Source organism: Rhizohabitans arisaemae, assembly GCF_025996515.1.
GTDB classification, from domain to species: Bacteria; Actinomycetota; Actinomycetes; order Streptosporangiales; family Streptosporangiaceae; genus Rhizohabitans; species Rhizohabitans arisaemae.
Map to the genome: position 1 here is coordinate 200,515 of NZ_BLRH01000034.1, position 22,694 is coordinate 223,208.

Here is a 22,694-nt window from a genome sequence, read left to right on the forward strand (position 1 = left end):
GTTATGGCCCGGGAAGCGTTGCCGGACACCCGGTCGTCGGCAGGTGCAACCGATCTGCGACTGGCGGGCGAGTGGCTGGCCCAGCACGACCTGGCCGACGCCCGCCCGACCCCGCTGCTGGCCAGCCGGCTGGGGGTCCGGCGGAGCGCCCGCCTCGCCGCCCAGGTCATCGTGGCCGTGCTGATCATCGCGAGCGCGCTCGCCGCGACCTACGACCGGTTCGCCGGTTCCGCCTTCGGCGGCTTCCAGCCGCATCTCCCGCTGGGGCAGCTGGTCCTGATCGCGCTGGTGGCCGGGCTGCTGCTGGCGCAGTCGCTGCTCGACCGGTGGGTGCGACGTGTCGACCAGCAGGCGGGGGCGACGTTGTCCCGCAGGGCCGCCCATCTGATCCAGCCCGGCTGGCGCGCCGTGATCGGCAAGCCGCAGGCCGTCTACGCGGTCGCCGCGTTCGCCGGTGGCATGGCGCTGGCCGGGAGCGCCATGACCGTTTCCGACCCCACCGTGCGGCAGCTGGCCCTCATCCTGCTGATCGGCCTGCTCGGTGTGACGGCCGTCACCGCCATGCAGCTGCGCCACCTGCTCAGGCACCCGGTCGTGGCGGAGGACGAGGAGTCGCTGACAGCCGACGTCATCATGCGCGTCGAGGACGCCCGCGAATGCACCATGTCGAGTGCGCAGTGGTCGATGCCCATGATCCTGCTGTTCGGCACCGCGCCCGGCTGGTGGAGCGCCGCCTCGGTCGCCTACCTGATCCTGGGAGTGGTCGCGACCATCGCGCTCCATGTCAGGAGGCCGTCGAGCGCGTCGGTGGCCCGGCGGGTTGTGGGCGTCCGATGATCGTCATCGACGCGGCCTCGCTGGTACCGCCGTTCGAGCAGCTGCGGGCCCAGCTCGCCCGGCAGATCCAGGACCGCACACTGGCCGTGGGCGCCCGGCTGCCGACCATCCGCCACCTCGCGGCCGACCTCGGCCTGGCCGTCAACACGGTCGGCCGGGCCTACCGGGAGCTGGAGGAGGCGGGGTTGATCGAGACGCGCGGGCGGGCGGGCTCGTTCGTGTCGGCCGCCGGCGAGGAGAGCCGGGAGCGGGCCCGCCGGGCCGCCGCCGACTACGCGGCCGTGATCGCCAGCGTCGGCATCGACGCCGGCGAGGCGATCCGCATCGTCCAGGCGGCTTTGACGTCCGGCGCGGTAGCGCCGGCCTCATCATGACCGCGACCCGGCCGCGGGGTCACGTCGCCGGGCGTACGAGGCCGGCGTAGCGGCCGATCAAGCGACGTCCGAATCGCTGCATCGGCGGCTTCAGGTGTCGGTGCGCCGGTTGGTTCCCCGGCAGCAGCACGACAAGGGAGCCCCCGCTGACGCCGATCCGCAGGTGCAGCCACCCACAGCGCATCTCCCTGGCCGGTTGCCTGACGAGAAGGATCGGCAGGCGCACCTGGACAGCCCATCGCGCCGAGCCAGGCGAGGACGGCACACGGGACGACACAGATCAGGAAGAACAAGAGCAGGCGGATGGAGACGCAAGTGAATCAAGGTGAGTCACTGACCCAATCGGCCTTTCTACTGGCCTTCGACCTGCGAAAGGGGGAGCTGACCCAGCGGATCGAGCTGGGTCACCTGCTGCGCGCGACCGCCCTCGCCGAGCTGCTGCTGGCGGGCAACCTGGCGGACGAGTCGGGCAAGGCGCGAGCTCTCACCGCCCCGGCCGCCGAGCACGGTGCCCTGCGGGCCATGGTCTGGGAGCAGGTCTCGGACTCCAAGCCCCGCTCGTGGTATCGGTGGGTGCACGACAACGGCACGGCGGTCCTCATGGTACGCGACGAGCTGGCGGCCGCCCGGGTGATCAACGTGGAGCGGCGCCGGGTCCTGCTGTTCCCGGTCGAGCGGATCACGCTGCGCGAGGAGTCCCCGGCGCGCAGCCTGGCCGAGCGCGTCGGCCGGGCCATCCGCGGCGGCCGGCCGGTCGCAGATCTGGACGAGGACATCCGCGTCCTGGCGGCATTGGCCGCGGCGGCCCAGCTCGAGTCGGTGCTTCCCTCCGGGCGGGAGGCGCGTCCGCTCCGGGACCGGATCCGGCAGCTGTCCGCACCCATCGAGCCGATCACGACCGCATTGCGCCAGTGCGCCGAAGCGGCCAGGACGGCGGCGGCGAGCGGATACGGCTGACACGACGAATCACCGCGACTCCCACCGCCGGATTCCGGGGAGATCACTTGGCCACGTCAATCGAAGCACCGGCCCGGCCCCGCGCCATCGAGCACACGACTTCCCCGATTACCAGGACGAATGGCGTGAAAGGCACGATTGACCCATGACGAAGGAGAGGAATTGATGCTCGAGATCAGCGAGCTGCACAAGCGCTTCGCGGGCGGCCCCGACGCTCCCGACGGGAAGCTCGCCCTGGATGGGATCGGCTTCGCCGTACGGCCGGGGGAGATGTACGGGTTCGTCGGCGCGAACGGTGCAGGCAAGACGACGACCATGCGCATCGTGATGGGTGTGCTCCAGGCCGATTCCGGCTCGGTGAGCTGGCAGGGCCGCCCGCTCGGCTACGAGGACCGGCGCCGCTTCGGCTACATGCCGGAAGAGCGTGGCCTCTACCAGAAGATGCGGGTCGCCGAGCAGATCGAATATTTCGGCCGCCTGCACGGGATGAGTGCCGCGGTCGCCAAGAAGGCCACCGAGGACCTCATGGAGCGGCTGGGCGTGGCCGAGCGCAGGAACGACCCGGTGCAGGCGCTTTCGCTGGGCAACCAGCAGCGCGTGCAGCTGGCGGTGGCGCTGGTGCACGACCCCGAGGTGCTGGTACTGGACGAACCGTTCTCCGGGCTCGACCCGATCGCGGTGGACGCGCTGGCCACCGCTCTGCAGGAGCGGTGTGCAGGCGGGGTTCCGGTGATCTTCTCCAGCCACCAGCTGGAGCTGGTCGAGCGGTTGTGTGACTCGGTCGGCATCGTGTCGGCCGGGCGGATGGTGGCCACGGGCACGGTGGCCGACCTGCGCTCGGCCGGAAACGACACGCTGCGGGTGGTCGTCCGCAATCCGGCCCAGGGCTGGGCGGACGGCCTGCCGGGCACGGTCACCGTATCCGGTGACCGGCACATTCTGCGTACGACGTACGGTGACGACCAGGAGATCCTGCGCCGCGCCGTCAAGGCCGGGCACGTCGAGCACTTCGGCCATGAGCGGCCGACCCTCACCGAGATCTTCAAGGAGGCCGTGGCGTGAACGGGTTGATGCTGGTCGCCCGCAGGGAGATCGTGACGCAGGTCCGTACGAAGGCGTTCGTCATCGGCCTGCTCATCACGGCCGCGCTGGTGGCGGCCATCTCCTTCGCGCCGAAGCTGTTCGGCGGTCCGGAGTCCTACGCCCTCGGCACCGTCGACTCCCAGCGGCTCCCGCTGGAGGCCGCCGCCCCGGACGCGGAGTTCACCTGGCGCGCGTTCCCCGACGAGGCCGCCGCCAAGCAGGCCGTGCTTGCAGGGGACGTGGACGCGGTGCTGGTCGGCGGCACCAAGGTGCTCACCGACGGGAAGATCGACGATCAGCTCGGCGTGCTCCTGCAGAGCGTCAACCGGGAGGCGAAGCTCGGTGCCGCCGGCGTGTCGATCCCGCCGCTGCAGGTGGTGTCCGTGGGTGCCGACACCCGCTATCAGGCCGCGCGCACCGGGCTGGCCACCGTGCTGGTGATCGTGCTCTTCATGATGCTCATCGGCCAGGCCACGATGGTCGCCATGGGGGTGGTGGAGGAGAAGGGCAGCAGGATCGTGGAGATCCTGCTGGCCACGCTGAGGCCGTGGCAGCTGCTGGGCGGCAAGATCGTCGGGCTGGGAGTGGTCGGCCTGATCAACCTGGTCACGATCCTGGCGGTCGGCCTGGCCGCCTCGATGGCCTCGGGGATCTCCGCCGACTTCCCGCCCGGCATGCCGGGGCTGGTGGCCGGGGTGCTGGTGTGGTTCGTGCTCGGCTACGCCTTCTTCGCCACGCTGGCGGGGGCGTTCGCCTCGCTGGTGTCGCGCCAGGAGGAGGTCAACAGCGTGCTGACACCGCTCATCATGGTGATCATGGTGAGCTACTTCGTGTCCTTCTTCGCCACCAGAGATCCCACGGGCACGCTGGCCACGGTCACGTCGTACGTGCCGCCCTTCTCCTCAATGATCATGCCGGTGCGGATGGCCGCGGCCGAGGTGCCGCTGTGGCAGGCGGGGCTCTCCATGGCGGCGATGGTGGTGGCGGTGCTCGCGGCGCTGGCCTTCGGCGCCAAGGTGTACCAGCGGGCGGTACTGCGGACGGGCGCCCGGGTCAAGCTCGGCGACGTGGTTCGCGCGCGGTAACCGAGGCGTCGTCGGCGCCTGTCCCAAACGAGCAGCCTTTGTTGAGGCCAAGCCCTTTGCGTGACACGTGTCGAGCGCATCACCTGAAGATCACTTCGCCCCCTCCGCCCGGAAGGGCGACAGCACGATGAGCCGTGGCTGTACGGCCAACGCCCGGGATGGCGAAGGTCGGCCAATGCGTATCGATCCGGGAGCATCCCCCACCTCGCCGGCTTTCGCCGGCAGGGCGGCCTGTGATGGATTCGGGAACGTCCCCGCGGATGGCCGGCCGGCTGACGCTGAGCAGGCGGGCGGTGGAGGAAGCGGTGTACAGCGGCCGGGTGGGCCGTGGAGCCGGCCCGGTAACGGGGTGTGCCTGGACGTGAGGTCCGCCCGGATCGCGCCTGCGGGAAGATGCCACCGACGTCCGGCCCTCCTGTAGACGAAGTCGAGGGCGAGGTCACCCCCCGGACGTGTGTGGCATCGGCAGGCCGTTGGTCTCGATCACCTCGCGATACCAACGCCCTGAGGCCTTGACGGTCCTGCGCTGGGTCTCCCGGTCGACGTGGATCAGCCCGAAGCGGTTGTCGGGATCGTCCAGCAGGGACCACACGCTCCAGCCGCGAAGGTCGACGCCGGACCGGATGGCCTCGTGGGCCGCCCGCAGGTGGTCGTGGATGTAGGAGACGCGGTCGGCGTCCTCGACGGTGCCGTCGGCGCCGACGGTGTCGGGGAAGGCCGCGCCGTTCTCGGCCACATACAGCGGCAGCTCGCCGTAGCGGTCGCGAAGTGTGCGCAGGACGTTCGCAAGGCCGTCGGGGGCGATCTCCCACCCCAGCTCGGTGACCGGCCCCGCGGTGTCGACGACCCGCACGTTCAGCATCTCGGCCAGGACGGTCTCCTGACGCTCGATCGCGGCCAGGCCGGAGATCCCGAGCTGTTCGAAGCCTTCGGGCGCCACGTCGCCGGCCGGACGCTCGAACGCGGGGTCGCCGACCGTCAGGGGGAGGTAGTAGACGACGCCGAGGAAGTCGATCGGGGAGGCGATCACCGCCAGATCGCCCTCGTCGACCGGAGGCCAGTCCCGCCGCAGGCGTTCGGGCAGGTCCGCGGGGTAGGCACCGAGCAGGATCGGGTCGAGATACAGCCGGTTGAAGTACGTGTCGGCGCGCCGGGCCGCGTCACGGTCGGGCTGGGCGTCGGAGGCGGGCCGGATGTCGGTCATGACGGTGCTGATGCCGATCTCGCCGCGGGCCCCGCTCGCGCGGAACGCCTGGACGGCCAGGCCGTGCCCGAGCAGGAGATGGTGGCCGGCGCGCAGCGCGGTCCTGAGGTCCCGGATTCCCGGACCGTCCTCGCCGACGACATGGCCGAAGTGGACGATCGAGTGCGGCTCGCAGATCGTGCTCCAGCGGGGGACGCGGTCGCCCAGCCGGGCGTACAGGCACGCGGTGTAGTCGGCGAACCAGTTCGCGCAGTCACGATTGGCCCATCCGCCGCGATCCTGCAGAGCGGCCGGCAGATCCCAGTGGTAGAGGTAGGGGAAGGGCGTGATCCCGCTGTCGAGAAGCGCGTCGACGAGCGCGTCGTAGTGGTCGAGGCCGGGTGCGTTCACCGTTCCCGTGCCCTCGGGAAGGACGCGCGGCCAGGCGATCGAGAAGCGGAAGGCCTGCAGTCCGATCTCGCGGGCGAGGTCCACGTCGTCGCGGAAGCGCCGGTACTGATCGACTCCCCGCTCCAGCGCCGAGCCCCCGTTGCCCGGGGTCCTGGCGAAGGTGTGCTGGACGGACGGCCCGGCGCCGTCCGCGAGGGGCGCACCGTCCATGAGGAAGGCGGCCGTGGACGCCCCCCAGAGAAAGCCGTCCGGAAACCGCGTGCCGACCGGGCGGGAGTTGGCAGACATGACTCCTCCTCTTGTTGCATTCGTGTATACACTATGCATATATACGCTTGTGCAACAAGGGAGAGTCATGGGACCCGGTACGACGCCGAAGCTGCCTCGGGCACAACGCCGTGAGCAGATCATCGCCGCCGCCATCCCGATGTTCGCCCGCTCCGGCCACGCCGGTACGAGTCTCGACGACGTGGCCGTCGCGGCCGGAATCAGCCGAATGATCATTTATCGGCATTTCGAGTCCAAGGACGATCTGTACCGCGCGGCGATCCGGCATGCCGCCCGCCATCTGGACGCTGCCGTCGGCGGCGAACTCACCGAAGGTAGCGTCCGTGCCATGGTGAGCTGGGCGTCCGCCGATCCCGACGCCTTCCGGCTGCTCTTTCACCAAGCCGCCAGAGAGCCGCAGTTCCGGCAGGACGTCGACGAGTTGCGCGGGGAGATGGCGGAGGAGGTCCACCGGAACCTGGCCGGGGTGATCGACGACCCGCTCTGGGCGCGATGGGCCGCGCAGCTCTCCCTGACGGTCACCATCGAAGCCATCATGGCCTGGCTGGACATCGGCCGACCGGCGCCGGACCGAGCCCATGTCCGCATCGAACGGGCGGTCGACGCGGTCCTGCGGTCCCTTCAGGACTAGCCACCGCCCGAGTTCGGACCGGCCTGCTCGTCGTAGCGGTCTCACTCACGATACGGCCGAGGCAGACGAGACTCCGCCGAAGACGCCCTCCGCCGACACCGTGTGACCGAATGCCGCCGCCCGACATCGGCGACACCATCCTCGCGGCATGCCGAGCCATCGGCTCCGCTGACCGAGACCTGAATCCGGGCCATTCGATTCAGCTGACGCCTGGGAATGCCTCCCCGTAGACAGCCGCCAACGAGGAGCGGACGAAGCGCTCCAGATCGACGAGACCCGCCGCGGCGAGCGTCCGTGGCTCCTCCACCAGCAGGTGCGGGATCGCCCCGTGCATGGTCAGCGTGACAAGTGCGGCCTTCTCACCCGTCACCGGGAGACCCGCGCTCCGCTGAGCCTGTTCGAAGCGGGCGAAGTCGCCCACCGCGATGGCGTCGAGGATCTGCGACAGCCACGGCTTGCGCGCAGCCTCGGCCTGCAGCTCCAGGTAGGCGAGCAGCCGGAACCTGCCCGCGCCCGTCACGTCGGCCGGCAGCGCGCACATTGTCGCGACCAGGCCCTCGGAGTCCGTCGGAAGGGGCATGGCGAACCCCTCGTAGAGCTCGACGACCCGCGCCTGGTCCACCGTTGGGAACGGTGCGGCACAGGCGGATCGTCCTGGCAGGGAGTGCCCACGATCGAGGCGGCCGGCAAGCTCGCTGCCGAGGTTGTGGCTTGCCTGGAGTGAACTCCAGCTCCATACGATCGTTGTGCGGCCAGGTGCACCGGCCTCGAGGACGTGGCCTGCGGCAACGATGGGGAGGTTAGGCGTGAAGCTCGGATTTCACTACTGGGACTACTCGACTCCGGACGATCCTGCACAGATAGCCGTGACACTGGCGGAGACCGCCAGGATCGCTGAGCAGTCGGGGGTGTCGTCGTTCAGCGTGATGGATCACTACTTCCAGATGGAGCGTGCCGAGGAGCCGATGCTCGAGGGCTACACGACGCTCGGGTACGTGGCGGCGCTGACTGAGCGGATGACGCTCCGGATGCTGGTCACCGGCGTCATGTATCGGCATCCGGGTCTGCTGGCGAAGATCGTCACCACACTCGACGTGCTGTCGGGCGGGCGGGCGGCGCTCGGCATCGGCGCCTCATGGTACGAGCGCGAGCAGCGCGGCCTCGGCGTGCCGGTGGTGCCGCTCGCCGAGCGGTTCGAGCGACTGGAGGAGACGCTCCAGATCTGCCTGCAGATGTGGAGCGACGACAACGGCCCTTACCGGGGACGGCACTACCAACTGGAGGAGACGTTGTGCGTCCCGGCCCCGCTGGGCCGTGGCCGTCTGCCGATCATGGTCGGTGGTGGCGGTGAGAAGAAGACCCTCCTGCTGGTCGCCCGGTACGGCGATGCCTGCAACCTGTTCGCCACCGACGTGGACGACGTGGCCCGCAAGCTGGAGGTGCTGCGCGCGCACTGCGCCGCCGAGAACCGCGACTACGACGCCGTTGAGAAGACTCTGGCGGCGATGGGCCCGATTCTGGACGACCCCGACGCGTTCTTGGCCGACGCCACACAGTACGCCAAGCTGGGCGTGAGCGAGATCCAGGTGATGCCGGATCGGCACCCGGTCGCTTTCGCCGAACAGCTTGCCGAACGCATCACGCCCCGGCTGGCCGACATCGGTTAGGAACCGTGTTCGCGCCGGGGCTCACGCCCGGGTCGCCGAACTCCCCGCCCTGGCCGAGCAGTCCGCGCGTACACACCCGGTCACCACAACCGCGAGTCACCCACCAGGCGATCCACTCCGGAATCACGCTTGTAGGCGAACGGCGGCGGTACCGGAACGTATGCCTACGACCTTCCGCCGGCTCCGTTCGGTGACCGTTCCCACCTGTGGGAAGGCACTCACCGTACGAAACGGCCCGTCCCGGATCTTGAAAGATCAGGCCCCGTACCGACGCGGAACAGGCGAAACGAGCCGACCGGTTGCCGATGTGACAGGGCACGATGCATCCCTGTCACATCGGCTTTGGGGAAGCTCATTCGTGGGGGAGCAGATATCGCCACGAGAGCGCGATCTGCTTGCCGGACGACGTGCGATAGAAGTGCCAGATTCCGGCACGCGGTATCAGCCGGGTGATCGTGAGCGCCTTGTTGCCCTTGTGGTTCTTCTCCCTCGAGCCGGCCTGCGTCGAAGGAGGCAGGAGGACGTCCTCCGGCCAGAGCTTGGTCACAGGGGTCGTGACCTGCCCGGCGGACAGGTACGTGGAGGACAGTTGTACACGGTCGGGGGCGAATTTCCGGCCCTCTGCCACGACACGGCCGGCCAGGCTGGCGAGGCGGTCACGGGCGTCGACAAGGGCGGCGTCGTAGCCGCCTGCGACGACGTTCTCCGGAAACGGCACGGCCACCTCGCGCATCCCGTCGCCGCTGTCGACGCCGAGGATTGTGGTGGACGCGTCGAACACCCTAGGCGTGCCGGGTCGGGGCGAGGCGGTTGCGGGCTGCCCGGTCAGGTCATGATCCAGTGCCTCGACCAGGGCTTTCACCCCAGCGGGTGGAAGGCGCAGTTCGTGCGCGGCGTCGGCGATGACCCGACCGTCGGCGTAGACCACCAGCATCGGACGGCGGGGGTGGGCGAGGTTGTGCGCCGCCATACCGCCCACACGCAGCCACTTGGCGACCGGGCGCCCCGCAGGCCCGGCCAACACCGGCTTGGAGGATGGCCCAGGTGATGGCTTGGAGGAAGGCCGAGCCTTCTGCTCCGGACTCGGCGTGGCCACGCCGACCTCACTTCGGACTCCGCCGCACGCCGTGAGCATCAGCACCAAAACGACGACCCAACTAGATCTCATGCCCGTAAGACGATCAGTCTCGGCGCCCAGTTCAGGCGCCATGACTACAGTCCGGGTTCGTAGGCGTATACGATCGTCGGCGCCTGATCGAGAAGGCCCGGCTTCACCGGCAGGCGCGCGACATGAGTCTTGACCATGTGCTCGGCGGCGACAGGTGGTGTTGTTGCACTTGACGGCCAGACCCCGGCCTCCTTGACCAGGACGCCGCCGAGTTCGGCGACCAGGTTCGCGATGGGTACGTAGGTGCCCAGCCCTCAGAAGTTCACGACTCATGCGTGCGCAGCGCGGCAGGCACGGAGTTCGAATCGATCCGGCAAAGCACAACAAGATTGGTCAGAGCGCCGCCTGGAGCTAGGGGCCGACCGGCAGGCCCAGGATCGCGCTCGCCCCGCGGAGGAGCTCGGTACGGAGCTCGTCATCCGGTATGTCTGGAAGCTGGCTGATGGGATCGGCGGCCGCGGCGAAGGCCTGGGCGGCCCGTACACGCCCGCGCCAGTCCGGGTCGGGGCCGGCCAGCAGCTCGATGGCCCGGTTCGTGATGCTCGCCATGCGTGACACGAGGTCGACGGTCTCGTCGCCGTAGACGGAGGCGTCGCGGAGAAGCAGGGACATGGTCGCGCGATGGGCCAGCATGACGTCGATGCAGCCGCTGAGGACGTGCCGCTGGACCTCGGCGGTGGTACGGCGGGCCGCGGCGGCCTGGATCGTCGCGTCGAGCTGCTCGATCGGGGACCGCACGAGGCTGGCGAGGATCTCGCCCTTGCTGCGGAAATGGTGGTAGAGCGAGGGTTTGCTGATGCCGACGCGTTCGGCGACGTCCCGCATGCTGGCGGCACGGTAGGTCTGCGTGGTGAAGAGTTCCCTGGCCGCCTCGATGATGCGTCGGCGGGTGTCCGATGTTTCGTTCCGCGTCAATCGCTGTCCTTCGAAGCTCGTTCACGGATCCGTCCAGGCTATCAGCCTACCGACCGGTTGGTCGTCACGAGGATTGCCAACCTTCCGGTCGGTAGGCTACCGTCACACCACCCGACCGACCGGTAGGTCGGCAATCTGGAAGGGTGTGAAGATGACGCAGATCGAAGGAAGCACCGCCGATGGATTCCAGCCGGTACGTGCGGCGTTCGAGCGGAACTTCGCCGACGGAGGCGAGGTCGGCGCCGGGCTCACCGTCTACCGGCACGGCAGCCCGGTCGTGGACCTGTGGGGCGGACACGCCGACCCCGAGACGAGCAGACCATGGCGGCGCGACACCATCGCCCCGCTCGCCTCCACCTGTAAGACGTTCGCCTCCGGCGCGGTCCTCCTCCTGGTCGCACGTGGGGAAGTGGACCTGGAGGCACCCGTGGCCCGTTACTGGCCGGAGTTCGCCCAGCACGGCAAGGGCGAGATCACCGTACGGACGCTGCTCAGCCATCGCGCGGGGCTGCCCAGCCTGCACCTGCGGCCCATCACCTGGGAGGATCTGCGCGCCTGGACGCCGATCACCGAGACCCTCGCGGCCGCCACCCCCGAATGGCCCCCCGGCACCGCGCACGGCTACCACGGGGTCAGCATCGGCCACCTCGCCGGAGAGATCGTCCGCCGGGTGTCCGGGTTGACGCTGAGCGAGTTCCTGGCACGGGAGATCGCCGGACCCCTCGGCCTGGACTGCTATGTCCGCGTGCCCGACGACGAACTGCCGCGGATGGCCACCATGGTCATCCCCGACGCCGAGAACATGCGCCTGGGCATGGAGGTCCCGGAACTCGCCGACTTCGTCGAGGCGCTCAACGACCCCACCAGCCTGTCCTTCCGCGCCTTCTACGGCAGCGTCGCCATCGACTGGGACGCCACCAACGACCCCCGCACCTACCAGGTGGAGAGCCCGTCGATGGACGGTGTCGCCTCGGCCCACTCCCTGGCCCGCTACTTCGCCGCCCTCGCCGGCGAGGTGGACGGCATCCGGCTGCTCAACCCCGGACTCGTCGAGCGAATCCGCACCCCGCAGGCCGACGGCGTCGACCGGACCCTCCGGGTGCGCAGCGCGTGGGGGATCGGCTTCGCCGTACCGGGTGGCCCGTTCTGGCCCGCGCCCGAGCACGTCACGGGACTGTTCGGGCAAGGCGGCGCCACCGGTTCGTTCGCCTTCGCCGACCCGGAGCGGGAGCTCGCCTTCGGCTACGTCCCCAATCGCGGATCCGAGTTGCTGGAAGGCGGCGACTTCCGGGTCCGCTCCCTGGTCGAGGCCCTGTACGCCGCCGTACAGGAGCAGGACGCCCGGCAACCGGGCGCGGACCCCGGCCGACTACCGGGCCCCGGGGTCAATCAACCGTGATGACGAGTTTTCCGGGCGCGTTGCCCGCGGCCAGGTCACCCACCGCGGCGGAGGCCTCCGACAGGGAGTACGTGCGCCCGACGGCCGGTCGTACGACCCCGGCCTCGATGAGGTCGCGCAGCGCGTCCAGGTCGGCGGTGCGGGTCACCGCGATCAGCGAGTCCAGGCGCCGGCGCGTGAACGGGGTGATCAGCCGGGCGGCCAGCATCCGGCCGAGCCCGCCGAACCACCGACCTCCACCCTCTCCGCCGACGATGACGAGCCGGCCGCGCTCGGAGAGCAGCCCGCGCAGCAGGGCCAGCGGCCGGATGCCCGCGATGTCGACGATCAGATCGTACGTCCCGGTGAGCGGCTCGCGCGTGTAGTCGATGACGTCCCGGGCGCCCAGCGACCGGACGAGGTCGGCCTTGGCTGTGCTGCACACGGCGGTGACGTGGGCGCCGCCGGCGACGGCGAGTTGCGTCGCGAAGCTGCCCACTCCGCCGCCGGCGCCGATGACCAGCACCTTCTGGCCGGCGGTGACCCGGCCGACGGCCCGCAACGCGGTCACCCCTGACGTGGGTACGGCCGTCGCTTCGGTGAAGCTCAAGTTGGCGGGCTTGTGGGCGAGCTTGCCCGGACGGGCGAGCGCGAACTGCGCGTACGCGCCGGCCGCCTCGCCGTACACCTCGTCGCCGGGGCGAAACGCGGTCACGCCGGCGCCGACGGACTCCACGACGCCGGCCACGTCCATGCCCGGCACGCGGTTGCGGGGCCGGCGCAGGCCGAAGCCGAGGCGGACGACGAGCGGCAGCCCGGTCATGACGTGCCACACGCCGTAGTCGACGCCGGCCGCGTGCACCCGGATCAGCACATCGCCGGCGCCGGGCGTCGGGACCGGGACCTCGCCGAGGCTCAGCACGTGCGGCGGGCCGTACTCGTCCTGGATGATCGCCCTCATGGGGGGCTCCTTCGGTGTCGGGGCACTGGAAGGCGTCGTCGAGTCCGACCCGGGACACCCGGGCGAGGCGGAACGCCGTCTCCAGCGAGGGGAGTGGCAACCTTGTTCGATCGCGATGACGGTCGGCCGGATCGGCCTGGGTCATCTCGTCGTGCGCGAACCGCAGGGCCCGGATCGCGTCGGTGACCTGCGTCGGCTTCACCACGTCCGGAAGCCTCCCTTGCGGTGAGCCATGATCTTGGCAATCAAGCTGAGGACCGAGGACGGCACGAACGCCAGGTAGGCGGTGTCGGCGATCCGGAAGAGGGCGAGTCTCGGCGAGCGCGCCGATGGCGACGATCAACTGCCCGATACGCGCACTGACCTGGTTGATCTCACGGTCGCGCTCGTCAGCGCGGTCGGCGTCGTGGCCATCCGCGACAGCCATCGCGATGGGGGACACGATCGCGGTGACGATGGCGCCACCGATGGTTCACAGCGGAGTTCCCGTGTAGGCGACGTCGGCGAGCGGGCCGTCATCGGCCCGGGACGGTCGCCACGCAGACCGTGTACGCGCCGACGGAGACCACGATCAACACCCGGGCACACTTGTCCTCGAAGGCCATGACCGCCCCTCACGTAAAACAAAGCTGACATCAACTAATGTAAAGCACCCTGGACACCGTGTCAAAATTTCATTACACGCACGGTCGGCGACCCGATGGTCGCCGCAGGGCGCGACGCCGTGGGTATCCGACACTCCGGGCCGACTCCCGGGCACCGGCCACGGCACACCGGGCGATGACACCGCCTGCGGACGACTACCGGCCATCCTCACGGAACCGAAACCGGCTCCCGGAGACCGGGGAAACCCACGGGATTCCCGGATCGCCGTCCCTGAGCGCGGTGTGCCGGAAGCGAACCCGTGGAAACTCCGGCACCGCCGGGCTCCGGCCGACGCGTACCTGGTGGCGCACCTCCACATCCGGCATCGAGCGGTGCGCGATGTAGAGGTCGTAGCCGGAGGTCAGCGCCATCACGGCGGCGGCCGCCGCGACCGGCATCCAGATCGCGTCGATCACGCTGCGCCGTACCTTGCCGCGGGCCAGAGCGAACTCCCGCCGGGAGTCGGGCGGCGTGGCCGGGGCCCCCGCGGTGAGCGGCAGCCGCGCGGTGACGGTGAAGCCGCCGCCGGTGTGCCGCGCCCGCAGGGTGCCTCCGGCCAGCCGGACACGTTCGTCCAGGCCGATCAGCCCGTAGCCACCGGATCCCGCCCCGGGTAGCGGGCCGGCCGGGGGCGCCGCGTTGACCACGGTGACCTCCGCCTCCCCGGCCGCGGCGTCCACGCCCAGCCGCACGGTGACCGCGGCGCCCGGCGCGTGCTTGACGGCGTTGGTCAGGGCCTCCTGGACCACCCGGTACGCGGCCCGGTCCGCCATTGCCGGCAGCGGCCCCAGCTCGCCGTCCAGCCGTACCGCCATCCCCGCGGCGGCCGCCCGCTCGACCAGGGCCGCCACGGTGTCGCCGGAGGGCAGCACGGGCGCGGCCCGGCCGTCCTCCCGCAGCACCCCGATGATCTCGCGCAGCCGCTCGGTGGCCGTGGCGGCGGACACGCGCAGTTCGGCGGCGGCTTTGCGGGCGGATTCGTCCAGCCCCGGATGCACCTGAAGCACGGCGGCGTTCAGCGCGACCAGGCTCAGCTCGTGCCCCAGCGAGTCGTGCATGTCGCCGGCGATCCGGGACCGCTCCACCAGCCGCATCCGCTCCCCGATCAGATGCCGCTCCCGCTCCAGCCGCTCGGCGAGCTCCCATCCGGTACGGACGAGGTCGTCGTGCCGGCGGGCGAACCTCCCGGCCAGCCAGGGCAGCATGACGGTCGCCACCGCGGTCTCGACCAGCGACAGCCAGTCCGACAGCGTGACGCCGGAGATGAGGCCGGCCGCCGCCAGCCCCGCGAGGCATACCCCGGCGAAGAACAGCAGACCCGGACGCATGCCGGCGGTCCGCCGCCCCAGCAGGAACGCCAGCAGCAGCTGAGCGATCATGAAGTTGTCGGTGTACAGCTCCGGTGTCACCGTCAGCCCCAGCCCCGCCGGAACGGCCGCCGCCACGACCGGCCACCGCCGGCCCACGGCCACGGCCAGCGCCAGCAGCGGTACCGCGGCGATCTTCACCCAGGGCAACGGAGGCCAGGGATACAGCTCCTCCTCGGGCGATTCATGCACCATGAACACCGGCACGGTGACCGCCAGCCACAGCAGCAGATCCGCGCCGAGGTCACCGCCCCGGAACGCCCTCACCACAATGTCCCGCAACCGATTCACGGCGGTCACGCTACGCGGTGCCCCCGTCCGCGACACCTGACGAAAGTCAGGGGTACCCACTGCCGATCGTGCATGACCGGGGCATCCCTCGGATTCCTAGGGTCGAGACCCATGGGGAGGCGACCCGCACCCGCTCCAGGTCGTGTTCGTCACCGCTCCCGGGCAAAGACCGGTGTCCCCCTCTCGGACGCCGTCGGCCGCGGGCCGGTAGCCGGGTATCCCTTCGGGCTCCGGCCATTGACCCGGACAAAGCGGGTGTACCGCCCGTCGCCTTCACCATCACCGGCGCGGATGAGGCGATATGCCTCGTCCGCCATCGCAGCGAAGGAGCTCAATGATCACCTTGCAAGGACTGACCAAACGCTACGGCGGCAAGACCGCCGTGGACGACCTCACCCTGGAGCTCGCCCCCGGCACGGTCACCGGTTTCCTCGGCCCGAACGGCGCCGGCAAATCCACCACCATGCGCGTGATCCTGGGCCTGGACGCCCCTACGTCCGGCAGCGCCCTGATCGGCGGTCGCCGCTACGCGGACCTTGACCGTCCGCTGCGCACCATCGGCGCTCTGCTGGACGCCAAGGCCGTCCATCCGGCCCGCAGCGGCCGGGACCATCTGCGCGCCATGGCACTGAGCCAGGCCATCCCCCTGTCCCGGGTCGAGGAGGTCCTCGCACTCACCGGGATGGCCGCCGCGGCCCGCCGCCGGGCGGGCACGTACTCCCTGGGCATGAGCCAGCGGCTCGGCATCGCGGGCGCCCTCCTCGGCGATCCGCAGGTGCTGATGCTGGACGAACCGGTCAACGGCCTCGACCCCGACGGGGTGCGCTGGATCCGCACCCTGCTTCGATCGCTCGCCGCCGAGGGCCGCACGGTCTTCATCTCCTCCCATCTGATGAGCGAGATGGAGCGCACCGCCGACCGGCTGATCGTCCTCGGCCAGGGCCGGCTGATCGCCGACGAACCGATGGAGGGCTTGGTCGCCGGGGCCGGGGTACGGGTCCGCGGACCGCGGCTGGGACCGCTGGCCGACGTGCTGCCCGCCGCACGCTGGACCGGCACCGACGAACTGACCGTCACCGGCCACACCACCGAGCAGATCGGTCGGCGGGCGCATGAGCTGGGGCTGGTCCTGTACGAGCTGCGACCCGTGGAGTCCTCGCTGGAGGAGTCGTACATGCGGTTGACCGCCAACAGCGTCGAGTACGGGGCTCAGGCGTGAACGCCCTGGCCCGCGCGGCCTCCGCCGAGTGGATGAAACTCCGCTCCGTCCGCTCCACCTGGTGGTTCGCCGGCGGCGCCCTGCTGACGATGCTGCTGGTGGCGGTGCTGGAGGCGGACGACACGGCCCGCTTCCTGCTGAAGGAGGGCCGGCCGGTCGAGCCGGTGTCGTCGGTCCTCGACGCCATGGAATGGGTGCAGCTCATTCTCGGTTCGTTCGGCATGCTGGCGGTGACCGCCGAGTACGCCACCCGCAGCATCGTGGTGACGCTGGCCTGCACGCCGTCCCGGACCCGACTGCTGCTGGCCAAGACGGCGGTGGTGGGCGCCGCGGTGTTCGCGGCCGGCGGGCTCATCGCCGTGCTCGGCACGGTGGCCGGCGCGCCTCAGCTGCAGAGGTACTGGGAATTCGACACCGCGCAGGTGACCGGGCGGATCCTGTCCATGGCGGCGCACCTGGCGCTCATCGCCGTGCTGGCTTTGGGACTCGGCACGCTGATCCGCCGGTCGGCAGGGACCCTCTCGGTGCTGTTCGTCGTGGTGTTCGTGCTCCCGATCGCGCTGCAGGGAATCGCCACCTCGCTGAACGCCGAGTTCCTCAACACGGTCGCGGGCTTCATGCCCGGTCCCGCCGGTAAGCGCTTCATGGCCGGCGAACCGGCCTTCGGCCTCGTGCTCACCGCGTGGGCCGCGACGGCGGTCGCCGCGGGAGTGTGGGTGATGCGCAAGCGCGACGCCTGAGCGGATCGGCCGTTCAGCCGGGCGGGACCAGCCCGGCCTCGTAGGCCAGTACGGCCGCCTGGACGCGATTCCGCACCTCCAGGCGGCCCAGTATGGCGCTCACGTAGGCCTTGACCGTCCCCTCCACCAGGTACAGCCGTTCGCCGATCTCGGCGTTGGACAGCCCGGCGCCGACCAGTGCCAGCACCTCCCGCTCGCGGGGCGTGAGCACCGCGATCCGCTGCAGGGCCGCCGGCCGCCGGCTCATCCGGCCGCCGCTCACCTGCCGGATCACCCGGTGGGCGATCTGCGGGGAGAGGAACGCCGCGCCGTTGTGCACGGCCCGTACCGCCGCCATCAGCTCGTACGGGTCGCCCGACTTGAGCAGGAAACCGCTCGCCCCGCCTTCCAGCGCCCTGGCGATGTACTCGTCTTCGGAAAACGTCGTCAGCATCACCACCGCGACCTGCGGCGCCGCCCGGCGCAGTTCCGACGCCGCGTCCAGGCCGTCCAGCACCGGCATCCGGATGTCGAGCAGGGCCACGTCCGGCCGGTGCGCGCGGGCGAGTTCAAGTGCCTCGCGCCCGTTGCCCGCCTCGGCCACCACCCGCAGGTCCGGGGCGGTGCCCAGGATGGCCCGCACGCCCGCCCGGACCAGGACCTCGTCGTCGGCGAGCAGCACCTTGATCACTCCTGAGAGACTACCTCGGCGGTCCGCTGGCGTCCGGCCGGTTGATCCGCTGCGCGGTGGGCTCAGCGGTGCCGACACGCTCGCGTGTACCGGGTGACTGATCCGCCGGCGACCGGCCGGATTCCGGACCGCGTCGTCCTGCACGCCGACCTCGCAGATCACCTGCCCGATGTCCTCTTCACCACGACGGACCTGCCGTTGAGGCCCTCACTCGGGTCGGTGACACCACAGGAAAAGGAGCTCCGTGCGACGGGTTCGGCGGCATCTCGGGCCACATCGTGATCACGCTCTGGCCCGTCCCCGAGAACACGGACCGGTCGGCGCCGAAGCCGGCCGGCCTGTGCTCCGGCGACCGCATCAAGGGAAGCGAGCTGGTCCAGAGCCGTCGTCCGTGACGATCTCGCGAGCCGACGGTGAGGCCGCCGTGTGTCTCGGCGGCGAGCTCAGTGCGAGTGGACTTCTTCGTGAGCCTCTTCGAGGGAAGATCCCGCCAGGAACGCCGCGACCCCGCCGGTGAAGTTGGAGCACTCGAAGATGTCCGTATGCGGGCAGGCCAGCCCATGGGCGATGGCGGTGCGTGCCACCTGGGCCTGGGCGATGCGTTGATCCAGCTCGGCGAGCTTGCGTCGGTACAGCTCGCGCCGTTCGTCGCCGGTCGGTGAACGAGACGCGATGAACGCTTTGACCTCCCGCAACGTGAAGCCGGCATCGCGCAACACCAAGACCACACCGACCAGCCCGACCGCCGACGGCGGATAACGCCGCTGGCCTGAGACCCGAGCCGGCGCTGGGAGGAGGCCGAGCTCCTCCCAGTAGCGCAGAGCGGAGGTGGCGACACCCGTGCGGCTCGCCAGCTCACCGATCGTCAACTGCTCACCCATTGACTTCAAGGATACTTGAAGTCGTTGACTGGCGATCATGCAGGAAGCAGGTACGTCTCTCAAGCAGCGCGTGATCAGATACTTGGTGGGCCAGGCCCATCACCCCCGGGGCATCGTCGGGTGGGTGAACGGCTGGATGTTCGCTCTTCGTCCCTCCAACCGGCAGCGCAACATCTGGGCGGTGTCGTTGCTGAACGTGCAGCCCACCGACAGGGTGCTCGAAATCGGTTTCGGTCCCGGTATCGCCATCGCCGAGTTCACCGGCCGCGCCACCCAGGGCCACGTCTTCGGCATCGATCACTCGCAGACCATGGTCCGGCAAGCCGCTCGTCGCAACTCAGCCGCCCTCCGCGCCCTTCGCGTGCACCTCACGCAGGCCTCCGTGGATCGGCTGCCGAACTTCGGCGATCCGCTCGATGCCATCCTCGCCGTCAACTCCGTGGCGTTCTGGCCCGACCCGGTGGAGCGGCTTCGCGAGCTGCGCGGCCTGCTCCGCCCCGCAGGACGCATCGCGCTCGTCAGTCAGCCCCGCTGCCCGGGCGCCACCCGGGACACCACGGTCCGAGCCGCCCAAGAACTCCAGGACCTGCTCACCCGGGCCGGCTTCACCCATCTCCGGGTCGAGACCCTCGAACTCGACCCGCCCGTCGCCTGTGTGCTTGCCGAAAATTCGACCGGCACCCCGTGATGCCCACAGACAACACACCGACCGGCTTGCGCGCGGTGGATGGGGGAGCGTCCGACCTGTACACGGTGGCCAGGTCGGCCAGGGACACCTCGTCCTCGGGCGTATCGCCGGCGGATGGAGCGCCGGGCGGGTTCGGGCGGTACGGCTGGTGGCTCGGCTCAGATCCCCGGCCTTTCAATCACCCCTCACAGCGCGGCCGGTCCACTTGACGTGCCGGCGATCTGGGCGACGAGGAAGTCGAGCCGCTCCGTTTGGCCGTTCGGGGGGATGCGGCCGCTGTCCGACAGGGCGGCCATGCCGTGCAACGCGCTCCAGGTGACTTCGGCGAACAGTTCGCGTCGCGGGCTGTCCGAGGGGAAGCAGCTCACGAACTCGTCGAAGGCGGCGCGCAGCGGAGGCGGCGTCTCGGCGTGCGCGAACTTCACATCGGTCGGCAGGACGAACATGGCCTGGTAGAGGGCGGGCTGCTCGGTCGCGAACTCCAGGTAGGCGCGGCAGACGGCGTGCAGTGCCTGCGGCGGCTCGGGGGTGGCCAAGCGGGCACGGCGCAGGCGGGCCGCGAGTTCACCGAAGCCTTCGACGGCGACGGCGCGCAGGATGGCCTCCTTCCCGTCGAAGTGGCTGTAGAGCACGGGCTGGCTGTACTCGACGCGTTCAGCCAGCCTTCGCGTTGTCACCGCCTCCCACCCCTCGGCCTCGGCCAGTTCGCGGGCGGCCGTGATGATCAGCTGATGGCGTTGGGCGCGTTCACGTTCACGGCGCTTGGCAATGGCGGACATAGCAGCATCATAGCAATGCTAGACATTGTGTCTGTGATAGAAATATCGTCGCTACCAGAGCTAGCGTCGCTAGATAGAGCGCTTCCGTCGAGGAGGACAACTCATGCTCAGCAACATCGCCACCGTGCTCGCCGGACTGATCGGTGCGGGCGTCGTCTTCATGGGCGCCCGCACCTTCTGGGCCCCGCAGGCCGCGGTCGGCTTCGGCATCCCCGGCACGCCGACCGAGGACCGGAGCTTCCACGCCTGGCTGTCCGTCAAGGGCGTGCGCGACATCGCCTCGGGGCTCTTTATCTTCATCCTGCTGGCCGGTGGGACAACCCACCTGCTGGGCTGGTTCATGCTGGCCGCCGCAGCCGTACCCGTCGGCGACGCGGTGATCGTGCTGCGCAGCAACGGGCCCAAGGCGGCCGTCTACGGCATCCACGGCGCCACCGCAGCGGTGATGCTGGTGATCAGCGCGCTCCTGCTCATCGCGTAACCACTCGTCAAGCCGCCCTGGCCGGGCATGCGGTCCACGGACGCATCGGTGAGTCGGCCTGTTGGCAAGGCTGGCCCCACCAGCCGCCACCTGTGCCGTTCCTGCAGGTAGGCGGGGATGGGCTCGGTACGGCGGGTGGTTGGTCGACTAACTGAGCAAACCGCGTCGATACCCCTCGCCGACGGCGGCGGCGCGGTCGCGGACGCCGAGTTTGTCGTAGATGTGCAGCAGGTGGGTCTTGATACTGGCCTCGCTGATGAAGAGCTTGGCGGCCGCCTGCCGATTGGAGGCGCCGTCGGCGACGAGGGCGAGGACCTGCAGTTCGCGGTCGGTAAGGGCAGCCTTGACCGGTCTGCGTACCTGGCCCATCAGGCGGCCGGCGACGGAGGGGGACAGGACCGGCTCGCCGGCGGCTGCGGCGCGGACGGCGCGCAGGAGTTCGTCGGTGGGGGCGTCTTTGAGGAGGTAGCCGGTCGCACCGGCTTCGATGGCGGGCAGGACGTCGGAATCGCCGTCGAAAGTGGTCAGGACGAGGGTCTTGATGTGCGGGTGGGAGTGGCGCAGGGCGGTGATGGCGGTGACGCCGTCCATTTCGGGCATGCGCAGGTCCATGAGGACGATGTCGACCTGGAGTGCGGCGGCGCGGTCGATGCCTTCGCGGCCGTTGGCGGCTTCTCCGGCGACATCGATGTCGGGTTCGGTTTCGAAGGCGGCGCGCAGGCCGTCGCGGACGATGGGGTGGTCGTCGACGATGAGGAGGCGGATCACCGGGGGTCTCCTTGGAGCGCGGGGACGGTGGCGCTGACGGCGGTGCCCTCCCCGGGCGCGCTCTCGATTTCGAGGGAGCCGCCGACGCCACGTAGGCGTTGTCTCATGCTGCTGAGGCCGAATCCTTTGCCGTTGGGGTTGTGGATGCCGGTGCCGTCGTCGCGGATGTCGAGGAGGACGACGGCGCCGGTGTAGGACAGGGTGAGGCCGACCCGGGTGGCACCCGCGTGTTTGGCGACGTTGGCGAGGGCTTCCTGGGCGACACGGAACAGGGTGACCTCGATGGCGGGACTGAGGGGGACGCGGTCGCCGGTCACTTCGACGTGGAGGTCGACGCCGGTGGTCTGGCTCCAGTTGCGGGCCAGGGTGGTCATGGCTTCGGGAAGATGGGCGTCCTCGAGCTGGTGGGGCTGGAGAGCGGCGACGGAGCGGCGGGCTTCGGTGAGGCTGTCCTGTGCGAGGGTGAGCGCGAGTTCGACGTGGGTGCCGGAATCCTTGACGCGTTGGGCGGCGCGTAGCTGGGTGATGATGCCGGTGAGGCCTTGCGCGAGGGTGTCGTGGATCTCGCGTGCCATGCGCCGGCGTTCGTCGAGGATGCCGGCCTGATGGGCTTGGGTGAGGAGCTGGGCGTGGAGGTCGGCGTTCTCCTCCAGGGCGGTCTGAAGGTCGCTGACCGCCTTCCGGTACCTGCGCTGCCGGTCCTCGATCTTGATGCCTGCGATGGCGCCGCCGCCGATGGCGACGGTCTGCACGGCGATGATCGCCAAGTGGAAGGCGACGAGCTGGATGGTGGCCTGGGCCCAGTCGAGCGACGAGCCGTACAGGACGAAGGAGGTGGCGGCGACGGCGGCGAAGGTCCACTTGGAGGGCGCGAAGCGGGCGGCGAGGAAGAAGCCGGAGATGCAGTAGATGACGAAGATGGGGTCGTGGAAGGCAAGCAGCGCGGCGGTGGCCAGGACGCCGGCGAAGTGAACGGCGACGACGACCCGACGTCCGCGCAGGGCCGCGGGCAGGAGAGTGTGGGTGCCGAGAATCCAGGCGAGGGCCAGGGCGGTGAGTGCGAGAGTCCGGGGGATCCCGCCTTCGGGCTGATCGGGTGAGGCCAGGCTGATGACCAGGGAAGCGGCGAGGGTGATGTAGGGGACGATCTCGACGACGCGCTCGAAGCGTCGTTCCCAGGTGGAGGGCGGGAAGGGGTCGTTCATCCGGGTTCGTGCCCTCCTCTCG

General features: G+C 70.1%; 23 protein-coding genes. 12 read left to right on the forward strand and 11 right to left on the reverse strand.

Going from position 1 to position 22,694, the window contains the following annotated elements:
- Nucleotides 1-3 precede the first annotated feature (3 nt).
- The 5 genes from RUR_RS16305 (at nucleotide 4) to RUR_RS16325 (ending at nucleotide 4,336) form a co-directional block, all read left to right on the forward strand.
- On the forward strand, nucleotides 4-837 hold the full coding sequence (locus tag RUR_RS16305) for a hypothetical protein (protein WP_283135910.1): 834 nt from the start codon (nucleotides 4-6) through the stop codon (nucleotides 835-837).
- Nucleotides 834-1,211 (forward strand): GntR family transcriptional regulator, encoded by a 378-nt coding sequence (locus tag RUR_RS16310; RefSeq protein ID WP_283135911.1) that lies wholly within the window; start codon nucleotides 834-836, stop codon nucleotides 1,209-1,211. Before RUR_RS16305 ends, RUR_RS16310 begins: the two co-directional genes overlap by 4 nt.
- Nucleotides 1,212-1,526: 315 nt before the next feature.
- Entirely contained in the window at nucleotides 1,527-2,168 is a 642-nt protein-coding gene (locus RUR_RS16315; RefSeq protein ID WP_283135912.1) for a GPP34 family phosphoprotein, read from the forward strand.
- 165 nt (nucleotides 2,169-2,333) lie between these two features.
- Nucleotides 2,334-3,230 (forward strand): ABC transporter ATP-binding protein, encoded by an 897-nt coding sequence (locus RUR_RS16320; protein WP_283135913.1) that lies wholly within the window; start codon nucleotides 2,334-2,336, stop codon nucleotides 3,228-3,230.
- Nucleotides 3,227-4,336: an ABC transporter permease gene (locus RUR_RS16325; RefSeq protein ID WP_283135914.1), complete on the forward strand. Its 1,110-nt coding sequence runs from the start codon at nucleotides 3,227-3,229 to the stop codon at nucleotides 4,334-4,336. The genes RUR_RS16320 and RUR_RS16325 overlap by 4 nt, the downstream gene beginning before the upstream one ends.
- A 439-nt stretch (nucleotides 4,337-4,775) precedes the next feature.
- Here RUR_RS16325 and RUR_RS16330 read toward each other — a convergent pair whose 3' ends face one another.
- A complete protein-coding gene (locus RUR_RS16330) occupies nucleotides 4,776-6,218 on the reverse strand; it encodes a glycoside hydrolase family 1 protein (RefSeq protein WP_283135915.1) in 1,443 nt (480 codons plus the stop codon).
- Between the two features lie 67 nt (nucleotides 6,219-6,285).
- Here RUR_RS16330 and RUR_RS16335 point away from each other — a divergent pair, with 67 nt between their 5' ends.
- Nucleotides 6,286-6,849 (forward strand): TetR/AcrR family transcriptional regulator, encoded by a 564-nt coding sequence (locus tag RUR_RS16335; protein ID WP_283135916.1) that lies wholly within the window; start codon nucleotides 6,286-6,288, stop codon nucleotides 6,847-6,849.
- A gap of 199 nt (nucleotides 6,850-7,048) precedes the next feature.
- Here the strand turns inward: RUR_RS16335 and RUR_RS16340 are convergent, their stop codons facing one another.
- A complete protein-coding gene (locus RUR_RS16340; protein ID WP_283135917.1) occupies nucleotides 7,049-7,471 on the reverse strand; it encodes a hypothetical protein in 423 nt (140 codons plus the stop codon).
- Between the two features lie 184 nt (nucleotides 7,472-7,655).
- On the opposite strand from RUR_RS16340, the gene RUR_RS16345 reads away from it, so the two are divergent.
- Nucleotides 7,656-8,516 carry an LLM class F420-dependent oxidoreductase gene (locus RUR_RS16345; protein WP_283135918.1) on the forward strand — a complete coding sequence of 287 codons (861 nt, stop codon included), beginning with the start codon at nucleotides 7,656-7,658 and terminating at the stop codon, nucleotides 8,514-8,516.
- 352 nt (nucleotides 8,517-8,868) lie between these two features.
- Here the strand turns inward: RUR_RS16345 and RUR_RS16350 are convergent, their stop codons facing one another.
- Nucleotides 8,869-9,540: a hypothetical protein gene (locus tag RUR_RS16350; RefSeq protein ID WP_283135919.1), complete on the reverse strand. Its 672-nt coding sequence runs from the start codon at nucleotides 9,538-9,540 to the stop codon at nucleotides 8,869-8,871.
- Between the two features lie 495 nt (nucleotides 9,541-10,035).
- Nucleotides 10,036-10,599 carry a TetR/AcrR family transcriptional regulator gene (locus tag RUR_RS16355; protein ID WP_283135920.1) on the reverse strand — a complete coding sequence of 188 codons (564 nt, stop codon included), beginning with the start codon at nucleotides 10,597-10,599 and terminating at the stop codon, nucleotides 10,036-10,038.
- Nucleotides 10,600-10,750: 151 nt separating this feature from the next.
- Here RUR_RS16355 and RUR_RS16360 point away from each other — a divergent pair, with 151 nt between their 5' ends.
- A complete protein-coding gene (locus tag RUR_RS16360; protein WP_283135921.1) occupies nucleotides 10,751-11,998 on the forward strand; it encodes a serine hydrolase domain-containing protein in 1,248 nt (415 codons plus the stop codon).
- Here RUR_RS16360 and RUR_RS16365 read toward each other — a convergent pair.
- Nucleotides 11,985-12,938 (reverse strand): NAD(P)-dependent alcohol dehydrogenase, encoded by a 954-nt coding sequence (locus RUR_RS16365; protein WP_283135922.1) that lies wholly within the window; start codon nucleotides 12,936-12,938, stop codon nucleotides 11,985-11,987. The genes RUR_RS16360 and RUR_RS16365 overlap by 14 nt on opposite strands.
- An 800-nt stretch (nucleotides 12,939-13,738) precedes the next feature.
- Nucleotides 13,739-15,241, reverse strand: coding sequence for a sensor histidine kinase (locus tag RUR_RS16370; protein ID WP_283135923.1), 1,503 nt, complete (start codon nucleotides 15,239-15,241; stop codon nucleotides 13,739-13,741).
- A 334-nt stretch (nucleotides 15,242-15,575) separates the two neighbouring features.
- On the opposite strand from RUR_RS16370, the gene RUR_RS16375 reads away from it, so the two are divergent.
- Entirely contained in the window at nucleotides 15,576-16,460 is an 885-nt protein-coding gene (locus tag RUR_RS16375) for an ABC transporter ATP-binding protein (protein WP_283135924.1), read from the forward strand.
- Nucleotides 16,457-17,200: a hypothetical protein gene (locus tag RUR_RS16380; protein ID WP_283135925.1), complete on the forward strand. Its 744-nt coding sequence runs from the start codon at nucleotides 16,457-16,459 to the stop codon at nucleotides 17,198-17,200. The genes RUR_RS16375 and RUR_RS16380 overlap by 4 nt, the downstream gene beginning before the upstream one ends.
- Before the next feature lie 13 nt (nucleotides 17,201-17,213).
- Here RUR_RS16380 and RUR_RS16385 read toward each other — a convergent pair whose 3' ends face one another.
- Together RUR_RS16385 and RUR_RS16390 are read right to left on the reverse strand one after the other, a co-directional pair.
- A complete protein-coding gene (locus RUR_RS16385) occupies nucleotides 17,214-17,870 on the reverse strand; it encodes a response regulator (protein ID WP_283135926.1) in 657 nt (218 codons plus the stop codon).
- 443 nt (nucleotides 17,871-18,313) lie between these two features.
- Nucleotides 18,314-18,751: a MerR family transcriptional regulator gene (locus RUR_RS16390; RefSeq protein ID WP_283135927.1), complete on the reverse strand. Its 438-nt coding sequence runs from the start codon at nucleotides 18,749-18,751 to the stop codon at nucleotides 18,314-18,316.
- 70 nt (nucleotides 18,752-18,821) lie between these two features.
- Between RUR_RS16390 and RUR_RS16395 the strand changes: the two genes are divergently transcribed.
- The gene (locus RUR_RS16395; RefSeq protein WP_283135928.1) at nucleotides 18,822-19,439 is read left to right on the forward strand and encodes a class I SAM-dependent methyltransferase; all 618 of its coding nucleotides are present in this window, start codon (nucleotides 18,822-18,824) and stop codon (nucleotides 19,437-19,439) included.
- Between the two features lie 185 nt (nucleotides 19,440-19,624).
- On the opposite strand, the gene RUR_RS16400 is transcribed toward RUR_RS16395, so the two are convergent.
- Complete coding sequence (locus RUR_RS16400) at nucleotides 19,625-20,218, reverse strand: TetR/AcrR family transcriptional regulator (protein ID WP_283135929.1); 594 nt, start codon at nucleotides 20,216-20,218, stop codon at nucleotides 19,625-19,627.
- Nucleotides 20,219-20,321: 103 nt separating this feature from the next.
- Here RUR_RS16400 and RUR_RS16405 point away from each other — a divergent pair, with 103 nt between their 5' ends.
- Entirely contained in the window at nucleotides 20,322-20,699 is a 378-nt protein-coding gene (locus RUR_RS16405) for a DUF4267 domain-containing protein (RefSeq protein ID WP_283135930.1), read from the forward strand.
- 147 nt (nucleotides 20,700-20,846) lie between these two features.
- Here the strand turns inward: RUR_RS16405 and RUR_RS16410 are convergent, their stop codons facing one another.
- Nucleotides 20,847-21,467 carry a response regulator gene (locus RUR_RS16410; protein WP_283135931.1) on the reverse strand — a complete coding sequence of 207 codons (621 nt, stop codon included), beginning with the start codon at nucleotides 21,465-21,467 and terminating at the stop codon, nucleotides 20,847-20,849.
- Nucleotides 21,464-22,672, reverse strand: a complete 1,209-nt coding sequence (locus RUR_RS16415) for a sensor histidine kinase (protein WP_283135932.1) — start codon at nucleotides 22,670-22,672, stop codon at nucleotides 21,464-21,466. Before RUR_RS16415 ends, RUR_RS16410 begins: the two co-directional genes overlap by 4 nt.
- Nucleotides 22,673-22,694 lie beyond the last annotated feature (22 nt).

What these genes read in the sequence shown, in the direction of transcription:
- RUR_RS16305 (WP_283135910.1), top strand. Translation starts at nt 4, where the DNA reads ATGGCCCGGGAAGCGTTGCCGGACACCCGGTCGTCGGCAGGTGCAACC.
- RUR_RS16390 (WP_283135927.1), bottom strand. Translation starts at nt 18,751, where the DNA reads ATGGGTGAGCAGTTGACGATCGGTGAGCTGGCGAGCCGCACGGGTGTC.
- RUR_RS16415 (WP_283135932.1), bottom strand. Translation starts at nt 22,672, where the DNA reads ATGAACGACCCCTTCCCGCCCTCCACCTGGGAACGACGCTTCGAGCGC.
- RUR_RS16310 (WP_283135911.1), top strand. Translation starts at nt 834, where the DNA reads ATGATCGTCATCGACGCGGCCTCGCTGGTACCGCCGTTCGAGCAGCTG.
- RUR_RS16330 (WP_283135915.1), bottom strand. Translation starts at nt 6,218, where the DNA reads ATGTCTGCCAACTCCCGCCCGGTCGGCACGCGGTTTCCGGACGGCTTT.
- RUR_RS16375 (WP_283135924.1), top strand. Translation starts at nt 15,576, where the DNA reads ATGATCACCTTGCAAGGACTGACCAAACGCTACGGCGGCAAGACCGCC.
- RUR_RS16320 (WP_283135913.1), top strand. Translation starts at nt 2,334, where the DNA reads ATGCTCGAGATCAGCGAGCTGCACAAGCGCTTCGCGGGCGGCCCCGAC.
- RUR_RS16405 (WP_283135930.1), top strand. Translation starts at nt 20,322, where the DNA reads ATGCTCAGCAACATCGCCACCGTGCTCGCCGGACTGATCGGTGCGGGC.
- RUR_RS16360 (WP_283135921.1), top strand. Translation starts at nt 10,751, where the DNA reads ATGACGCAGATCGAAGGAAGCACCGCCGATGGATTCCAGCCGGTACGT.
- RUR_RS16365 (WP_283135922.1), bottom strand. Translation starts at nt 12,938, where the DNA reads ATGAGGGCGATCATCCAGGACGAGTACGGCCCGCCGCACGTGCTGAGC.
- RUR_RS16400 (WP_283135929.1), bottom strand. Translation starts at nt 20,218, where the DNA reads ATGTCCGCCATTGCCAAGCGCCGTGAACGTGAACGCGCCCAACGCCAT.
- RUR_RS16335 (WP_283135916.1), top strand. Translation starts at nt 6,286, where the DNA reads ATGGGACCCGGTACGACGCCGAAGCTGCCTCGGGCACAACGCCGTGAG.